Raw genomic sequence first — 15,904 nt, 5'->3', positions numbered from 1 at the left:
ATCTGCTTTTTTATAAAAGCTAACCCAGCCCATTGCTAATCCTTCCACACAAGAAGCCAGCCACATATTCTGAATCGCACATGCTGTTGACATCATATCTGTTTCCGGAATTGAGTTACGACCTAAAACATGTGAGCCACCTCTAGTAGGATCACATGTTACACAAATTGTTAAAGGAGCTTCTTTTAATCCTTCAATTTTAAGAGAGAGAAATTTAGATGCCCGCTCATCTTCTTCATAATGAATAGCGAGCGCTCGTCTTTCCTTATCTGCTGCCCAAGCTAGTTTCTGTTTGATTTCATCTGATTCCACTAAGATAAAATTCCATGGCTGCATAAAACCAACAGAAGGTGCATGGTGGGCTGCTTCTAATATTCGAGCAACAGCATCCATTGGAACAGCATCTTTATTAAAGCTTCGAACATCTCTTCTAGTTTCAATTACCTTATAAATAGCCTCTTTTTCTTCTTTAGAAAACATAATAGAATCACCTCACATTAAAATGGAGATTTTTGTCCCTTACAGCAAGCTTTTTATGACTGTAATAGAACGGAACTGCTTTAGTATGGTCAACGAGCTTTTTAAAGCGAAGCAAACAATCGTTTCTGTTTGGATGATCGTGATCTAACAGGATACCAATCATTGTCCCGCTGTGTGCAACAACGACACCACCTTGGCAGGAAGCTGCTAGTTTTTCCATTTCATCAAAGTACTTTTTAGGGAGAATTTTTTCATTTATCTTTGCGCTTATTGTTGATGCCTGACAAATGGAGCTTAAATTCTGAGATTGAATTCCTGTTTTTATTAAATGGAAGGCATGATGAAAAGCTTTCAGATCATGTCGTGAGTAGGTTTTACGCTGTTGGTTGAATTGAATCGTGTCGATATACCCACCAATATCAATTCCTATTAAATCAAATGGAGGTAAGTTACCGAACGATGCCATTATGCTACCGTTTTTGTAGTTATAAGCCACAACATTCTCATACATCACTCCGTCAGTTGGTTCAATTTCTGTTGCGATCGTAGAGAGAATTTCATTATTTACATCAAGAAAACACCCTTCTGCGACTGCTTTCATCGCAGCAACAAGATCTGCTGAACTACTTGCCATCCCTTTTCCTCTAGGAATGTTTGAAGCAAGATATATCGTTCCTCCGACATTTCTATTAAACAAGGAAATTAACTTATTACAGGCCAAAACAGCTTTTGAATAGGAGGAATGACCAATAATGGTTTTTGTTTCATTTGGAATAAATACGGCTTTGCTCGTTAGTACCGGAATCGGCATTGTAATTAAAAAGGGCTGCTTGTTGTATACTCCCTGTACTAGCTCTCCAAATGTACCATTACCTATGCCATAACCAATTCGCATGTTGATAACCCCTGTTTCCTCTTAATCTAGTATACGTACGCAGTCATAAAAATCGACAAAATGAAGAAAATAATTAAGCCTATCATCGAAGAGATATGCATAATCTTTATCGTGTGAAGAATATCATTTGCTTCAATATTTCTTTTGGGTACACCCATTTTGGCTCGATGAGAGACCATTCCATTGTAATAATTCGTCCCTCCCAGTTGAATACCCAATGCTCCGGCGACTGCTGCTTCTGGTATTCCACTATTCGGACTAGGATGTAGTTTTGCATCATTTTTGATGCTACTCCATGCCGCGCGAATATCAAGACGTACAATCCAGCAAGCAGCTAGAATAAGGACAGCTGTTATTCGAGCCGGAATATAGTTGCAAATATCATCTAATCGAGCTGAGGCCCATCCTAAATTTTGATATTTCTCATTTTTATAGCCTACCATTGAATCTAGTGTATTAACGGCTCGATATGCCATAGCTAAAGGAGCACCGCCGATTAATGCAAAAAAAAGCGGTGAGATAATTGCATCTACAATATTTTCAGCAACCGTTTCAATTGTTCCCCTGCTAATCTCGTTTTCATCAAGGAAATCGGTGTCCCTTCCAACAATCATGCCTAGGCTTTTTCTTGCTTTAGGAAGATCTTTTTCTTGTAAAGGCTTGTAAACTTCTCTTCCAGCGTCTGCTAAACCTTTTGTCGCAATTGTTGTGGAAATAAGCCAAATCTCTATACATATTGCAAGCCAATTATTGATTTGATGAGCAATGATAAGAATGATCACAGTCAGTAAGTAGGTTAATCCAACAATAACAATCGGAAAAAGTAACCCAACAACCTTTAGTTTCCTTTCATCATGAAAGAATTTTCTAATGAGTTTTTCTAGTAAGCTAATACCTTTTCCTATATAAATAACAGGATGAGGTAAGCTTCTTGGATCTCCAACGAATCGATCAATAAGATAAGAGAAAACAAGCATAATTGAATGAGTTAACATCGAAGCTTTTCTTCCTCTCTCCAATTTGTTACAACTTCAGTTAATGCATCGTAAACTAAACATCCAATTGAATTGCCGATGGTTGTTGCTGTTCCAGCAAACTGATGGGTAGGATAGGCAGGGTCTTGTGTAGCAGCAATTACGACCGAATCAGTTGTGGTACCTGTAGCATCCTCTCCAGCTTCATCAACAATATGTAAATCCTGTAAAGCTGCAGCCTTTGCTTCAGTTGCCGTAATAATGCAATTGATCATAGCAGAATGAGTTAAGCTTCCATCTATAAATATAAATGTATTGATTGTCCCATATTGATAGGCAGAGTATGTTTTTCGCTTTTTACCAGCTCTCGCCTTGTTTCCTACACCCGCTGTGACACAAACAACCATTTTGAATTCATCTCCGTGTATTTCTTGAACAGATCCTAATTCAATTTTTGCTGCAGTTTGAAGACCAATTGTTTGTTGTTTGGGATAACCCCAAATATTAACTTTTTCCTCAATTTGTTTCACTGGATTCTTTGAATCATATCGGAGAGGTACTTGCCAGTTGAAATAATGAGTAGCCATTTGAAATCCACCACCATAGACGGCACTGCTAAAAGATTCTAATGGAAGAGTTGATTCAAAAATTAAATGATCATCTCTACGTTTTAATGAGAGTTCAGGCCACACTTTTGAGTGGTAATGTAGTTGATTTTTAAAAGGTTGTACCATGTTTTTCACTTCATCCTATTTTTTGTACTGATCGTATTTTTTCTGTTTGTTGATCAAATTCCAGTAAAACCCCGCTACCATGCTTTATTCCTTCTACATCCCAAAACTTTGTTGAATTCCCTAAATAATAATGGCTTAAAAGCCAGCGGATAGGACCTTGATGACTAACGATTAAAATGGTGTCGTTAGGGGTGTGCTGACAAAGTACTTGTTTGAACCAAACATGAACACGTGACCCAAGCTCATTAAGCGTTTCTCCATTAGGAGGAGCGAGTTTAAAAGGATCATTGATCCAATTTGTCACAAGCCTAGGTGCTTCAGACATGATTTCGTCATAAGTTTTACATTCCCACTTACCAAATGAAAGCTCTCTTAGTGCAGTATCTGTAGCTGGTTTCATTTGAAGCATTTCACCGATTATTTGCGCACTCTCCTTTGCACGCAAAAGGTCACTTGTGTAGAGTGCTGAGATGCTTTCTTTTTTAAGCGTATTGAGGAGATTATTTGCTAAGCTTTGAATTTGTTGCTGACCTAAATTGTTTAAAGGTGCATCATAGTGACCTAAATAGCGTCCAGCTGCATTTTCGTTTGTTTCACCATGTCTAATAAAGATCATTTCCACCTTAAAACAACCTCCAAATCGCAATCGCCAAGAATAATGATACACATTCACTCCATTCGATGATGGCCCCGTAGCAATCTCCCGTTAACATCCCAAGCTTTTTAAAAACATACAGAACAAAAATGGTACTAACGATAATAGATAAGATAAATAAAATTAGACCATGAAAGCTAAGTAAAAAGAATGTTATAGCTAAAACCAATGCAAGATTTAAGACGATAACAGGAATTGATAAGTAACGGTGAAGACCTTCACCTAATCCACCTTCCTTTTTATAAGGAAAAGCCTTTATAGAACAAATGAGCACCAAACGAGCCAATAAAGGTGAAAAAATGAAGAGGAAGGTAAGATTCATAGAAAGCAATTCGTAGGTCGCCATTCCTTTTCCTATCATTAATAAAATAGCAGCAATCACACCCATTGCACCGACCCGGCTGTCTTTCATAATCTCAAGCATTTGCTCACGAGAACGATTGCTCCCCAGTCCATCAGCCAAATCCATCCAACCATCTAGATGGAGACCACCTGTTATCCAGATCCATAACACTAAGAGGAAAAAAGCTGTTATTGTGAATGGAAAAACCTCAACGAGTAAGACGGAACCCGCAGCGATAATCAGACCGATCAGAAGCCCAACCAACGGATAAAAAATCACACTTTTTTGCCAATCTTTACTCGATAATTGGGAAGATGGAGCTGGTATTCTTGTTAAAAATGATAGAGCAGATAAAAAGGCCTTGATCATTTCAAGCGCAATGGCAACCCCGACATGACGGCAAATGCTTCATCAGCTGCTTCGGCGGTTAATTGATTCATTTTACCGAGCACATCTTGGTAAAATCTTCCTAAGCGATACAAGGCCACTCCTCCTAATCCTACTTCACTTGAAACAATAATAACGTGTTCTGTAAGCTGCTTGATTTGCTCTAGCCAATTTTGTAACTCTAATAGAATCGTTTCTTGATGGTCTTTTGATTTTAATTCTTCTTCAGGGATGCTCATACAGCGGTTTGCTAACCATGTTGACAAGCAATCAACTAAAATGGCTTTGTTAGTTTCATTAGTAGATCCAATGATCGGTAATTCAGTAGGGTTTGACAGTAATCCCCAGTGATTAGGGCGACGCTTTTGATGAGCTTCAATTCGCTCTTGCATTTCATCATCTGTTATCACACCAAATCCTACGTATAAGACATTTGTCTTTTCATTAGCCAAACGTTCTGCATACTCACTTTTACCGGAACGAATTCCGCCGGTTATATAGGTGATGGTCATACCCTTTCACATCCTTTAGACTTCACATCCATTAATGCATCTAGTAGCACATTGTTTTCTTCTTGAGATCTTATAGCGATGCGAAAATCATGTTCTGTTAATCCTTTATACATGGAGCAGGATCTTATTAATATCCCTTTTTGTCCGAGTTTCCATTGAAGATCCTGAGCTTGCATGGTTTTTTGTGATCGAACTAATAAATAATTTGCCTGTCCGTCAAAAACGTACCATCCTAGTTCACGTTCAATTTTTGATTTTACATACTGTCGTTGTTCCGTAATAAGAGTGATTGTTTCGTCAGCATATGCTTTTTCGTTTAAGCAATATTCTCCAGCCATTAGGGCTAGCTGATTCACGCTCCAAGTCACCTGTTTTACGATCATTTTTCCAATAAGCTCAGGATTCGCAATTGCGTAACCTAGCCGGAGGCCTGGTATGGCGTAAAACTTTGTCATCGACCGAATAATGATCAAATGTTGATAGTTTTCTAGATAAGGAAGTAAGGTAAGGTCCGATCCGTTAGCTAAAAAGTCAATAAAAGCTTCATCTATAACGACATACGTATTTGCTTTTTCCGCTGAATCTGCTATTTGTTTTAACTCATCCAATGTATAGGCTGTACCTGTGGGATTATTAGGATGCCCGATAAACAGCAGATTCACTTTGCTTATTAACCTCAAAAGTTCTACCATATCAGGCTTTAAGTCGTCCTCATCTCTTCCGTAGCAAACCTCCACTTTTGCACCAAATGCTTTTGAAAGCTGTTCATATTCGGAAAAACAAGGATAAACAACACCAACAGTTTTCGGTTTTAAGGCAAGCAGGACAAGAGCCATACATTCGGCAGCCCCATTTCCAATGACGAGCTGAGAAGAAGGAACGGATAGAACTTCTGCAAGTTTATTTTTAAGTTTTCGTTGTCCGGGATCAGGATAATGGATAATGCTTTCAAGCTGATTTTTTAAACCCTCCATTACTGACTGTGGTGGGCCTAGAGGATTAATGTTTGCACTGAAATCCAGTACCTTCTTTCCTTCAAGCCCAAATACATTTGTTGCAGTAAGCAGATCTCCTCCATGACCAAATTGCTCCAATAAAGTCATTAAAATTCAATTCCTTTCACTGCAGGTATGCCCTCGTGATAATAATGTTTAACTTCCTTCATTTCTGTAACAAGATCTGCTTCAGCCATGATTTCCTCTTTAGCAGAGCGTCCTGTCAGAATCAAATGCATATGCTCCGGACGAGATTTTATCAAATCTATGACCTCATGTAGTGGAAGAACATCATCAATTGGAAATTTTTCAATGGCTAGAGCATTATTTATCTCATCTAAAATCACAACATCATAAGAATGAGATGCAATTTTTTCTTTGGTAAAAGCCCATGCTTTTTTTAATGCTTCCCGGTGCTCTTCTGGTGTTTTTGTCCAAGTAAATCCAATCCCAGTTTGATGCATTTCAATGCCAATTTTGTCAAACTGAAGCTTTTCTCCATATGTACGAGTTGGAGATTTAATAAATTGAATGATGAGCACTTTTTTTCCACGTCCTGTTGCCCGGATAGCAAGACCAAGTGCTGCGGTTGTTTTCCCTTTCCCATTACCTGTATAAACGAGCATAAGGCCACGTTGCTTTGATTGACTCATAAGCTCCCCCCTCGTTTAGTTATTTTACCTCTACAACCAAATTGTTTTTTCTTCATATGACGTTCTTTTTGGTTCTTTCATTTTTTGAAGAGAGTCTTCATTCGGATATCCGATAAAAATGTTCCCAATCACCTTTTTGTTTTCGGGTGCACCGATAAATTGATGAAGGCGTTCATCATGAACAAGTCCTACACCTCTTGTACGCCAAACAAAACCAAGTCCAAGCTCTTTGGCTGCAAGCCACATAGAATGAATCGCACAACAAACGGCATATTCGTTATCTTTTGTAGCGTCTGCATCTCCTGGTACAACATCAGAAGTAACAACGATATGAACAGGTGTTGAGGTTAACACTTTAATGGAGCTTTCAACTAAATGTGGCTTCGTTGGAAATCGTTCCTCTAAATATTCCTTAGCGAGGGCTTCGTATCTGTCTTTTGCCTCACCCTTTATCACATAAAAACTCCAAGGCTCTCTCATACGGTCGTTTGGAGCCCATGTTGCCGCTTCTAGCAGCACTTTGATTTTTTCATCTTCTACATCTTGATCACGGTAATCACGTATTGCTCGACGTGTTTTTAACTCACGAATGATTGACATACTTCTCCTCCTCGTTATTACTTGAAGCCTCCATCTCGTTAAACCATTTAATCTTTTCTCGAAGGTTAACAACCTCACCAACAATGATGATGGATGGATGTTCAATTCCTGCTTCTTTGACGATTTCTTCAATTGTATTTAATGTGCCAGTAACCGTTCGCTGCTTCTCTGTTGTTCCCCACTGAATGACCGCAACCGGTGTGTGACTGTTTTTGCCATTTTCAATTAATTTTTCGCAGATATAGTGTAAATTTCCGACACCCATGTAAAAAGCAATTGTATCAATTCCTTGTGCAAGAGCTGACCAGTTGATACTGTCCTGTTTCTTTTCTGCCCGACCATGGCCTGTTACAATAGCGAATGATGAAGCATAATCCCGGTGTGTGACGGTAATTCCCGCGTATGTTGGTGCAGCAATTCCTGATGTGATTCCAGGAACAATTTCAAACTTAATATTTTGGTCGGCTAGTACCTCTGCCTCTTCCCCAACACGCCCAAATACAGAAGGGTCGCCTCCTTTTAAACGAGTAACAACTTTCCCTTGTAATGATTTTTCTACAAGCAGTTCATTGATTTGCTCTTGAATAAGTTCATGCTTTCCAGGAAGTTTTCCACAAAAAATCAGTTCTGCTTCAGGCTTTGCGTGGTCTAACAATCTTTTATTTACTAAGCGATCATATAAAATCACATCTGATTTTTGAATACATTCTAATCCGTAGACGGTAATTAATTTCGGATCCCCAGGTCCTGCTCCTACCAGATACACGGTTCCTTTGGTCAAAATTCTCCCTCTCTTCTATTTTCATTCTTGTTGGATATTCCCGCTGATTGAAATGTAGCCATCTCATTTAGCATGTTTGTTGCTGATTGTAAAATGGGAAAAGCAACAGCAGCTCCAGATCCTTCTCCTAACCGCAAACCTAATTGAAGAAGTGGGTCTTTTTCTAAAAAACGAATAGCCTTACTGTGACCTTTTTCGACTGAGCGATGACCGATGAACATATAGTCGGCTGCAGTTGGGTGAATGCATTTGGCAATAACAGCCGCTGTTGAACAAATAAATCCATCAACAAGGATCGGAATCCGATTTTCTGCCGCAGCAAGCATTGCACCTGCCATGGCTGCTATTTCTAATCCTCCAACCTTTGACAGAACATCAAGTGGATCATTTGGATTAGGTTGACGAGCTTTGATACTTCGTTCAATGACCTGCTGTTTTATTTTGCGTCCTTCTTCTGAAATACCTGTTCCGATTCCAACAAGTTCATCTAGATTTTGATTAAGGATCACAGAAAGAATCGCACTGCTTGCCGTGGTGTTCCCAATTCCCATTTCACCAACAATTAAGCATTTTATTCCTTTTGCTATCATTGCTAGTGCTCGTTCATAGCCAATTTCAATGGCTTTTTCAGCTTCTTGTCTTGTCATCGCATCTTGCTTACAAAAATTAGCTGTTCCGTACCTTACCTTTTTTTGGACAAGTTCACTTGATTCAATATCTTCGGCAACACCTACATCCACAATTTCAAACATCGCGTGTATTTGTCGTGAAAACACATTTATCGCTGCTCCACCGTTTAAAAAGTTTTGAACCATCTGAGCTGTCACATTTTGAGGAAAAGCAGATACCCCTTCTTCTGTTACACCATGATCAGCGGCAAATATAATAACCCCTGGTGGTGTGACAGTTGGAAAAGGCTTGCCAGTCATTTCGGCTAGCTCAATAGCAATTGCTTCTAATCGTCCAAGACTACCGGGGGGTTTTGTTAATGTGTCGATATAGGCACGAACCCTTTTTCCTACTCGTTTATCAAGAGGTGGAATGTCATTATATATGTGAATCAATTTTTACACTCCTTTGATGAAATCTTTCCATTGCATGTTGAATGAAGGTAAGATCAACATGGTTTCGCACATGATCAGCTAATAGATCAAATGCTTCCTCTCGAAGCTGATTAAATGAAATTCTATCTTCAATAGGCGTTAATCCCTTACTAATACGAATCGTGTTTAAGTACCCTTTTCGAAAATCATCGTTATGAAAAATGCCATGAAAGTACGTGCCCATAACCCGCTCATCACTTGTTTTACATCCATCAACTGAATCAGACAGCTGAATAAGTGGTGAAAAGTCGCCACTTACATTTGTTGCCCCCATATGGATTTCATACCCCTTTACATGATAGGACTGATCGTTAAAATGTAAGTGTCCTTCTGACAGCACGGTTGTTTTATCCTTTTTCATTGTGGTAAGTAGCGGGAGAAGACTTAGCCCTTCCATCTCATGGTGCGATGATTCAATTCCTTCAGGATCAGTGATCTTTAAACCTAGCATTTGATATCCACCACAAATACCGATAATATGAGTTTGCTTCTTTTCATGTAGCTCTACTATTTTTTGAGCAATTCCACTTTCTTTAAGAAACTTCAGATCTTCTATTGTGTTTTTGCTTCCTGGTAAGATGACAATATCCGGATTTTTCACCTGATGACTTCTCGTAACAAATCGTACATGACAATCCTGCTCATGAAAAAATGGATCAATATCAGTAAAGTTTGAAATTTTTGGATACTGAATAACAGCAATATCTATTTCTTTTTCTTCATTGACCGCAGAAGTATATTGATTTAAAACAACGGAGTCTTCGGCATCGATGTTAAGATGAGGGATATACGGGATTACTCCTAATACCTTTTTACCTGAATATTCTTCAAACCATTTAAGTCCCGGCTCTAATAGGCGAACATCTCCTCTAAATTTATTAATGATCACTCCAATAACTCGATCATGGTCTTCTCGATCAAGCAGTTGCAGTGTTCCTACTAAACTAGCAAAAACACCGCCTTTTTCAATATCACCAATTAATACAACTGGAGCGTTTGCCATTCGGGCTACCCGCATATTGACAAGCTCACGATCATTTAAATTGATTTCGGCAGGACTTCCAGCACCTTCTATCACAATTCGGTCGTATGTATTTGTAAGATTTGTGAGTGATTCTTGAATTAATGCTAAGCCTGTTTGAAAAAACACTTTTCGATACTCCCCAGCCTGCATGTTTTTATAGGGCTTTCCATGAACAACAATTTGCGATTCATAATCACGATTTGGCTTAATTAAAATCGGATTCATATCCGTTGTTGCTTGAATAAAAGCGGCTTCAGCCTGCACACCTTGAGCCCGTCCGATTTCCTTCCCATCGATCGTAATATATGAATTTAATGCCATGTTTTGCGATTTAAATGGTGCTGTTTTATATCCATCTTGTGCAAAAATTCGGCAAAATGCTGTGACAATTACACTTTTTCCTGCATCAGAATGCGTTCCCTGAAACATGATCGGCAAACCCTTACCCATATGTTTTTATTTCCTTACAAAAAGTTATCCAATTCTCGACCATTTCAGGACAAGAAGCAAAGTGAAAGTGCGTGTATCCTGCAACTAGATTATGAGTTAAACAGCCTTCAAGCTTAGTTCCTCTCATGCCTTTTGTTTCATAAGCATGCGTAACGTCAGAGTGTCGTTCAAAAGTTGAATAATGAAATTCATGACCTCGTGCTTTTTGATTTTCATTGATAAGGAAATTTCCTTTTCGACCAGTAATATCTCGGTAGCCCAATGCCACTCTTTTTGTGTGCATTTTAACTTCACCTGAAATGACTCCAACCATTTCATAACGATTTTCTTCACTTGTTTCAATGCCATTTGTTAAATACATGAATCCACCACATTCAGCAAGTGTTGGTAAACCTTGCTCAATCGCCTCTTTTATAGATGACTTTGCTTTATCGTTGTTTGAAAGCTCACTAGCAAATTCCTCAGGAAAACCACCACCTATGTAGAGACCATCTGCTCCTTCAGGTAATGCTTCATTTGCAAGTGGTGAAAAATATAGAAGCTCAGCACCTTGAGTTTCCAAGATTTCGAGATTTTCAGGATAATAGAAATTAAAGGCGGCATCTTTTGCTACAGCAATCTTTACTGATGCATCTTTCTTTTTATCGAAAAGAGAAGAGATTGGTTTATCCTGAATTGGCTTTGCTTCAGATAAAGTAAGTAATTTGTCAATGTCGACGGTTTCGAGTACCAATTCACCTAATTTGTCAAAGAAAGAATCTAATTCTCCTCTTTCAATGGAAGGAATAAGGCCGAGATGTCGTTCAGGTATTTCAATATCATTTTCTCTTTTTAAATATCCGATAACAGGAACATCACATTCCTGCTCAATGGCTGTTTTGACAAGCTTGAAGTGACCTTCACTTCCAACTCTGTTTGCAATAACACCGACGATATTAGGACCTTCAGAAAGCATTTGAAATCCTTTAACAATTGCCGCAGCACTTCGAGCCATGCTTGCACAATTAACGACCAACAAAACAGGACTCTCTGTAATCATACTAATTTCGGCTGTACTTCCTACGTTTGTGCGTGGATCTTTTCCATCATAAAACCCCATCACACCCTCCATAATGGAGATATCTGCCCCTTTACTTCCATGAGAAAAGATGTCTAGCACCTTTTCTTCTGACAGCATCCAGCTATCAAGATTTCGAGAAACACGGTTTGTAACAGCTGTATGATAAGAGGGATCAATATAATCTGGTCCACATTTAAAGCCTTGCACGGTTAAGCCTTTTTTTCTTAATGCTGACATTAAACCAATTGTTAGCGTTGTTTTTCCAACACCACTACCGGTTCCAGCAATGACGATTCTACGTTCAGTCACCTAAACTTCCACCTCTCTAATAAGGAATTACGGCAACAGAAATCGTTACATTTCCTGATTTTTTCTTTGTTAGTGAAAGTGATGATGCCCCACTATATAAGCGGGCAGCCGGTTCACTAACCCCGTATGCACCTGTAAATTTATATACAGTTTCTGAAGGAAGATCGATCGGTACACGATTCAATTCTTCAGCCGAATAACAGGTAAATTCCCATTGATGTTTCTGTGCAACCTCAATAATGCCTTGTTCATCTTTTTTCAAATCAATTGAACAAATTGCTTTCACACTTTTCGGCGAAAACTGTAACTCCTGCAATGTTTCCTCGATCACCTGTTCAATTTCTTCCTTCGATGTGCCCCGATTACACCCAATACCAAGAACGAGAACCTTAGGTCGGTAAAGAACGCCGTTTTGTAAAATGACACTTTCAGCTTCTGTTAGGTTTCGATGTGTGACAACAAGTGCTGCTTGAGGCTTTGCCGAGATTGCGTCTTGAATATTCTGATAAATTTTCAATGTTTCCGGTAGAGGAGTATCATATGTCCACCATTCTTTTTCACCTGATTCTTGAACAATGGCAACATGCTCTTCATTTACAACTGAAGCACTAACAGGTGTTAATTTATCAGCGCTCTCCCATACCCAGCCGAAACGACTTCCAAATAAATCCACAGGAATGGTTTTTTGAACATCGGAGGCTGTGGTAATAACCGGGGTTGCTTTTAATAATTCGGCCACTTCTCTTGTTAGCTCATTAGCTCCACCTAAGTGACCTGAAAGCACACTGATAACATGGTTGCCTTTATCATCTATGACCACAACAGCAGGATCTGTTTTTTTATCTTTTAAAATAGGAGCAATCATTCGAACAACAGCGCCTAAAGAAATGATCATAATGATACCTTTATATGTTTGAAAAAGAGTTGGAAGCAGCATGCGGACATTTCCCTCAAAAAGAGTAATATTCCGGGCATCTTCGTCTCCTTTTTCAAATTTGCTCATATAAAACAAGTCTGTTTGATGAAAATTAGCAGTAAGATGACGAGCTAACTCCACTCCATGCTTTGTGATGGCAATAACAGCATATTGACCTGTTTGTTTTAGATCCAAAATTTTTCCTTCTTCTAAAACGAGCGTCATTCTTTCACTCCTTTACGATAGCCATGAGTGAATGCTTTATCATAAAGCTTTGATTTAAAATCTTTATGATGAATATCAGGATCAAGTGCCCAGCCTGCTAGAATCATTGCTTGTTTACGAATGCCGTTTTTACGCATATCATCATCAAGATGCTCAAGTGTGGAACGAACAATTTTTTGATCAGGCCATGTTGCTTTGTATACAACCCCAACTGGTGTATCCTTGCTCCAGCCTGCATCTAAAAATTCTTTTACAATTTTTTTCGTAAGTGTTGCACTTAAAAATAGTGCTATTGTACAGTTATGTTTCGCTAGATCCTTTAATTTTTCAGCATCAGGAACAGGTGTTCGTCCTTCTGCACGGGTAAGAATAACGGTTTGTGTTAACTCAGGAATGGTTAGCTCAGCACCTAAAGCTGCAGCTGAAGCAAAAACCGAGCTTACTCCAGGAATGATTTCAACGTGAACATCTTGTTTATTTAGAATCGCAATCTGCTCCATAATCGCACCATATACTGCCGGGTCACCTGTATGAACACGCACGACCTTTTTACCCTCTTGGACGCGATCAACCATTACCTCAACCATTTCCTCTAAATGCATGCCTGCTGTTTTAATCACTTCGGCCTCAGGCTTTGCCTTCTCAATTAGTTCACTGCTTACTAATGAATCTGCATAGAGGACAACATCAGCTTCCTGAAGCAGCTTTAATCCTTTAACAGTAATTAAATCAGGATCTCCCGGACCGGCTCCAATAATTGTGATTTTCATTATTTTCTCACCACCATTAACGTTAAATATTCCAGCTCTGCACGATCTAATTCACGAATGTCCCAGATGATTTCTTCATCCGAGGTTACCTTTGTTACAACAGATGCTTTTTCGAGTAGATCTAATTCACGTAGAATTTTTAGCATTAAATCAATCACTTTAGCTACTTTAATGAAAATAACACAATCATTTTCAACGATTGCTTTTTTCATTGCTTCATAGTCATCTCTTGCAGGAATAATCGCCACATGATCATCGCCCTCTGCTAAGGCAATGCCTAAACGTGAAGCTGCACCATTTATGGAAGAAATACCGGGAACGGTTTGAATATTCACTTCTGGGTAGCGTTCTTTCACAAGATTCATCATATGAATAAACGTACTATATAAAAGGGGATCACCTTCTGTAACAAATGCAACATCCTTGCCTGTTTTAAGCTTATCCCACACAAGATCAACCGTATGTGACCATTCGCGCTCTAAAATCTCCGGATCCTTTGTCATCGGAAACACAAGGCCTAACATTTCCTTTTCCCCTGGTGTTATGTATACATCAATTATGCGATGGGCGTAGCTTTTGCTGCCCTTTCGTTTTTTCGGATAGGCGATAACTGGTGCTTCTTTTAACGTTCGAAAAGCTTTTACCGTTAAAAGCTCTGGATCTCCAGGTCCAACGCCTAAGCCATAAAGAGTTCCTACCATTTTTTATTCCCCTTCCTTATTTTGTGCAGTGATAATATAGATCGGGTTCAACGCGTCAAAACGCGTAAGATTTAATATTGGTTTACTTCTTGAAATTTGTGAGAGTGTTATGTTGACCTCAAAACCGTTACGCGTGAAACCTTCAACCGCTTGATATAAATTTTCAATGGTGACTGCATTTAGCACAATTCTTCCACCCTTGTTAAGTCGTGAACAGCAAACCTTCAGAATTTCTTCCATGCCACCAGCTGTTCCACCAATGAAAATAGCATCTGGATTAGGGAATGCTTCTAAGTGTTCGGGAGCTTTTCCTTGAACAACCGTAAAGTCTGTTCTGAATTTCTGCATATTTAACCGACAATTCTCTAAGTCGTGATCATTTTTTTCAATGGCAAATACTTGTCCTTCATTTGCAATTAAACAAGCTTCAATGGCAACAGAACCTGTGCAAGTACCGATATCCCAGACAACACTGTTTTCGGTAAGCTTCAATTCACTTAAGCTAAGTGTTCTTATTTCTTTTTTAGTTAAAAGACCTTTTTCAGGCTTTCTTTGATGAAATTCTTCATCATCAATGCCTATAGTCCAAGATTTCACTTCAGATGTTTTTTTCAAAATAACAACATTGAGTGGAGAGAACTCCATATTCTCAAGCTCTTCTAAGCTGTAAAAAGCACAGCGCTCTTGTTCACCACCAAGATTTTCAGCAACAAATGCCTTATATTCTGAAACTCCAAAGGAACGTAGATAGCGAGCGATTTGAGAAGGGCTATTCTCCTCATCTGTTAGAAGAGCAATTTTTTCTTTTCCATTAATTTTTTGCACAAGACCTTTTATACTTCTGCCATGTAGACTAGTGATGTAGGCATCCTGCCAGCTTTCATTCATTCTAGCAAAGGCTTGTTGTAAAGAGCTTAAATAAGGATAAACCTCAACATCCAGTTTTTTTGCAAGATAACTCCCTATTCCATAAAAAAGAGGATCACCTGATGCAAGGACAACAATTTTGCGGTTTTCCTTTTCTAAGTCACTTACGAGTGAAGAAAGGCCACCTTTTATGACTTTCTTTTCACCAGTAAAATCTTTGAAAAATGATAGCTGTCGTTCGCCTCCTACGAGAAGATCACTCTCATAAATCCATTTTTCATAAACTGGAAGCAGGCTTTGTTTGCCATCGTCACCGATTCCAATTACTTTCATTTTCTTCGTCATGTTTACCTGCCTTTCCAAGCAATGCACCTTTCATCGTGTACAAACTTGTTTCTATTGAGATTCCGCCGCCAATTTCTTTTAAACCTGAAAGACAGCAATTTTCACAAAGTATGGTGAAAAAATCA

The 15,904-nt window shown here is 38.9% G+C and carries 18 protein-coding genes; all 18 read right to left on the bottom strand.

The features are described from left to right. The coding region (gene bluB / locus ACEWK1_RS24395; RefSeq protein WP_416636737.1) for a 5,6-dimethylbenzimidazole synthase at nucleotides 1–480 on the bottom strand (480 nt) is incomplete at its 3' end. Nucleotides 481–487: 7 nt separating this feature from the next. Continuing rightward, nucleotides 488–1,375, bottom strand: coding sequence for a hypothetical protein (locus tag ACEWK1_RS24390; protein WP_212134858.1), 888 nt, complete (start codon nucleotides 1,373–1,375; stop codon nucleotides 488–490). A 26-nt stretch (nucleotides 1,376–1,401) separates the two neighbouring features. Then, entirely contained in the window at nucleotides 1,402–2,370 is a 969-nt protein-coding gene (gene cbiB, locus ACEWK1_RS24385; protein ID WP_121661714.1) for an adenosylcobinamide-phosphate synthase CbiB, read from the bottom strand. Then, the gene (locus tag ACEWK1_RS24380) at nucleotides 2,364–3,083 is read right to left on the bottom strand and encodes an adenosylcobinamide amidohydrolase (RefSeq protein ID WP_121661713.1); all 720 of its coding nucleotides are present in this window, start codon (nucleotides 3,081–3,083) and stop codon (nucleotides 2,364–2,366) included. Before ACEWK1_RS24380 ends, cbiB begins: the two co-directional genes overlap by 7 nt. A 10-nt stretch (nucleotides 3,084–3,093) precedes the next feature. Then, entirely contained in the window at nucleotides 3,094–3,699 is a 606-nt protein-coding gene (locus tag ACEWK1_RS24375) for a histidine phosphatase family protein (protein ID WP_232273935.1), read from the bottom strand. A gap of 7 nt (nucleotides 3,700–3,706) precedes the next feature. Further along, nucleotides 3,707–4,450 (bottom strand): adenosylcobinamide-GDP ribazoletransferase, encoded by a 744-nt coding sequence (gene cobS / locus ACEWK1_RS24370; RefSeq protein WP_232273459.1) that lies wholly within the window; start codon nucleotides 4,448–4,450, stop codon nucleotides 3,707–3,709. Then, the gene (gene cobU / locus ACEWK1_RS24365; RefSeq protein WP_121661711.1) at nucleotides 4,447–4,980 is read right to left on the bottom strand and encodes a bifunctional adenosylcobinamide kinase/adenosylcobinamide-phosphate guanylyltransferase; all 534 of its coding nucleotides are present in this window, start codon (nucleotides 4,978–4,980) and stop codon (nucleotides 4,447–4,449) included. The genes cobS and cobU overlap by 4 nt, the downstream gene beginning before the upstream one ends. Continuing rightward, complete coding sequence (gene cobD, locus ACEWK1_RS24360; protein WP_212134856.1) at nucleotides 4,977–6,083, bottom strand: threonine-phosphate decarboxylase CobD; 1,107 nt, start codon at nucleotides 6,081–6,083, stop codon at nucleotides 4,977–4,979. Before cobD ends, cobU begins: the two co-directional genes overlap by 4 nt. Then, the gene (gene cobO / locus ACEWK1_RS24355; protein ID WP_121661709.1) at nucleotides 6,083–6,628 is read right to left on the bottom strand and encodes a cob(I)yrinic acid a,c-diamide adenosyltransferase; all 546 of its coding nucleotides are present in this window, start codon (nucleotides 6,626–6,628) and stop codon (nucleotides 6,083–6,085) included. Before cobO ends, cobD begins: the two co-directional genes overlap by 1 nt. A gap of 30 nt (nucleotides 6,629–6,658) precedes the next feature. Further along, nucleotides 6,659–7,228 carry a nitroreductase gene (locus ACEWK1_RS24350; protein WP_121661708.1) on the bottom strand — a complete coding sequence of 190 codons (570 nt, stop codon included), beginning with the start codon at nucleotides 7,226–7,228 and terminating at the stop codon, nucleotides 6,659–6,661. Continuing rightward, a complete protein-coding gene (gene cobA / locus ACEWK1_RS24345; RefSeq protein WP_212134855.1) occupies nucleotides 7,212–8,009 on the bottom strand; it encodes a uroporphyrinogen-III C-methyltransferase in 798 nt (265 codons plus the stop codon). Before cobA ends, ACEWK1_RS24350 begins: the two co-directional genes overlap by 17 nt. Further along, on the bottom strand, nucleotides 8,006–9,073 hold the full coding sequence (cobT, locus tag ACEWK1_RS24340) for a nicotinate-nucleotide--dimethylbenzimidazole phosphoribosyltransferase (RefSeq protein ID WP_212134854.1): 1,068 nt from the start codon (nucleotides 9,071–9,073) through the stop codon (nucleotides 8,006–8,008). The genes cobA and cobT overlap by 4 nt, the downstream gene beginning before the upstream one ends. Beyond that, nucleotides 9,057–10,586: a cobyric acid synthase gene (locus ACEWK1_RS24335; protein WP_212134853.1), complete on the bottom strand. Its 1,530-nt coding sequence runs from the start codon at nucleotides 10,584–10,586 to the stop codon at nucleotides 9,057–9,059. The genes cobT and ACEWK1_RS24335 overlap by 17 nt, the downstream gene beginning before the upstream one ends. Further along, entirely contained in the window at nucleotides 10,579–11,955 is a 1,377-nt protein-coding gene (locus tag ACEWK1_RS24330) for a cobyrinate a,c-diamide synthase (RefSeq protein WP_212134852.1), read from the bottom strand. The genes ACEWK1_RS24335 and ACEWK1_RS24330 overlap by 8 nt, the downstream gene beginning before the upstream one ends. A 16-nt stretch (nucleotides 11,956–11,971) precedes the next feature. Continuing rightward, entirely contained in the window at nucleotides 11,972–13,096 is a 1,125-nt protein-coding gene (locus ACEWK1_RS24325) for a cobalt-precorrin 5A hydrolase (protein ID WP_212134850.1), read from the bottom strand. Beyond that, nucleotides 13,093–13,866 (bottom strand): precorrin-4 C(11)-methyltransferase, encoded by a 774-nt coding sequence (gene cobM, locus ACEWK1_RS24320; RefSeq protein WP_212134848.1) that lies wholly within the window; start codon nucleotides 13,864–13,866, stop codon nucleotides 13,093–13,095. The genes ACEWK1_RS24325 and cobM overlap by 4 nt, the downstream gene beginning before the upstream one ends. Then, the gene (cobI, locus tag ACEWK1_RS24315) at nucleotides 13,866–14,567 is read right to left on the bottom strand and encodes a precorrin-2 C(20)-methyltransferase (RefSeq protein ID WP_098796952.1); all 702 of its coding nucleotides are present in this window, start codon (nucleotides 14,565–14,567) and stop codon (nucleotides 13,866–13,868) included. Before cobI ends, cobM begins: the two co-directional genes overlap by 1 nt. Nucleotides 14,568–14,570: 3 nt before the next feature. After that, nucleotides 14,571–15,779 (bottom strand): precorrin-6y C5,15-methyltransferase (decarboxylating) subunit CbiE, encoded by a 1,209-nt coding sequence (cbiE, locus tag ACEWK1_RS24310; protein ID WP_212134846.1) that lies wholly within the window; start codon nucleotides 15,777–15,779, stop codon nucleotides 14,571–14,573. Between the last annotated feature and the right edge of the window lie 125 nt (nucleotides 15,780–15,904).

The sequence above is a fragment of the Metabacillus sp. YM-086 genome (assembly GCF_048059995.1).
GTDB lineage: Bacteria > Bacillota > Bacilli > Bacillales > Bacillaceae > Metabacillus > Metabacillus litoralis_B.
This window is presented reverse-complemented; position numbering and strand designations above follow the sequence as displayed.

Excerpts from the sequence above, each read along its gene's own strand:
- cbiE (WP_212134846.1), bottom strand. The coding sequence starts at position 15,779 with ATGACGAAGAAAATGAAAGTAATTGGAATCGGTGACGATGGCAAACAA.
- cobU (WP_121661711.1), bottom strand. The coding sequence starts at position 4,980 with ATGACCATCACCTATATAACCGGCGGAATTCGTTCCGGTAAAAGTGAG.
- cobO (WP_121661709.1), bottom strand. The coding sequence starts at position 6,628 with ATGAGTCAATCAAAGCAACGTGGCCTTATGCTCGTTTATACAGGTAAT.
- ACEWK1_RS24375 (WP_232273935.1), bottom strand. The coding sequence starts at position 3,699 with ATGATCTTTATTAGACATGGTGAAACAAACGAAAATGCAGCTGGACGC.
- ACEWK1_RS24380 (WP_121661713.1), bottom strand. The coding sequence starts at position 3,083 with ATGGTACAACCTTTTAAAAATCAACTACATTACCACTCAAAAGTGTGG.
- cobS (WP_232273459.1), bottom strand. The coding sequence starts at position 4,450 with ATGATCAAGGCCTTTTTATCTGCTCTATCATTTTTAACAAGAATACCA.
- ACEWK1_RS24350 (WP_121661708.1), bottom strand. The coding sequence starts at position 7,228 with ATGTCAATCATTCGTGAGTTAAAAACACGTCGAGCAATACGTGATTAC.
- cobI (WP_098796952.1), bottom strand. The coding sequence starts at position 14,567 with ATGGTAGGAACTCTTTATGGCTTAGGCGTTGGACCTGGAGATCCAGAG.
- cobM (WP_212134848.1), bottom strand. The coding sequence starts at position 13,866 with ATGAAAATCACAATTATTGGAGCCGGTCCGGGAGATCCTGATTTAATT.
- cobD (WP_212134856.1), bottom strand. The coding sequence starts at position 6,083 with ATGACTTTATTGGAGCAATTTGGTCATGGAGGAGATCTGCTTACTGCA.
- ACEWK1_RS24335 (WP_212134853.1), bottom strand. The coding sequence starts at position 10,586 with ATGGGTAAGGGTTTGCCGATCATGTTTCAGGGAACGCATTCTGATGCA.
- cbiB (WP_121661714.1), bottom strand. The coding sequence starts at position 2,370 with ATGTTAACTCATTCAATTATGCTTGTTTTCTCTTATCTTATTGATCGA.
- ACEWK1_RS24325 (WP_212134850.1), bottom strand. The coding sequence starts at position 13,096 with ATGACGCTCGTTTTAGAAGAAGGAAAAATTTTGGATCTAAAACAAACA.
- ACEWK1_RS24390 (WP_212134858.1), bottom strand. The coding sequence starts at position 1,375 with ATGCGAATTGGTTATGGCATAGGTAATGGTACATTTGGAGAGCTAGTA.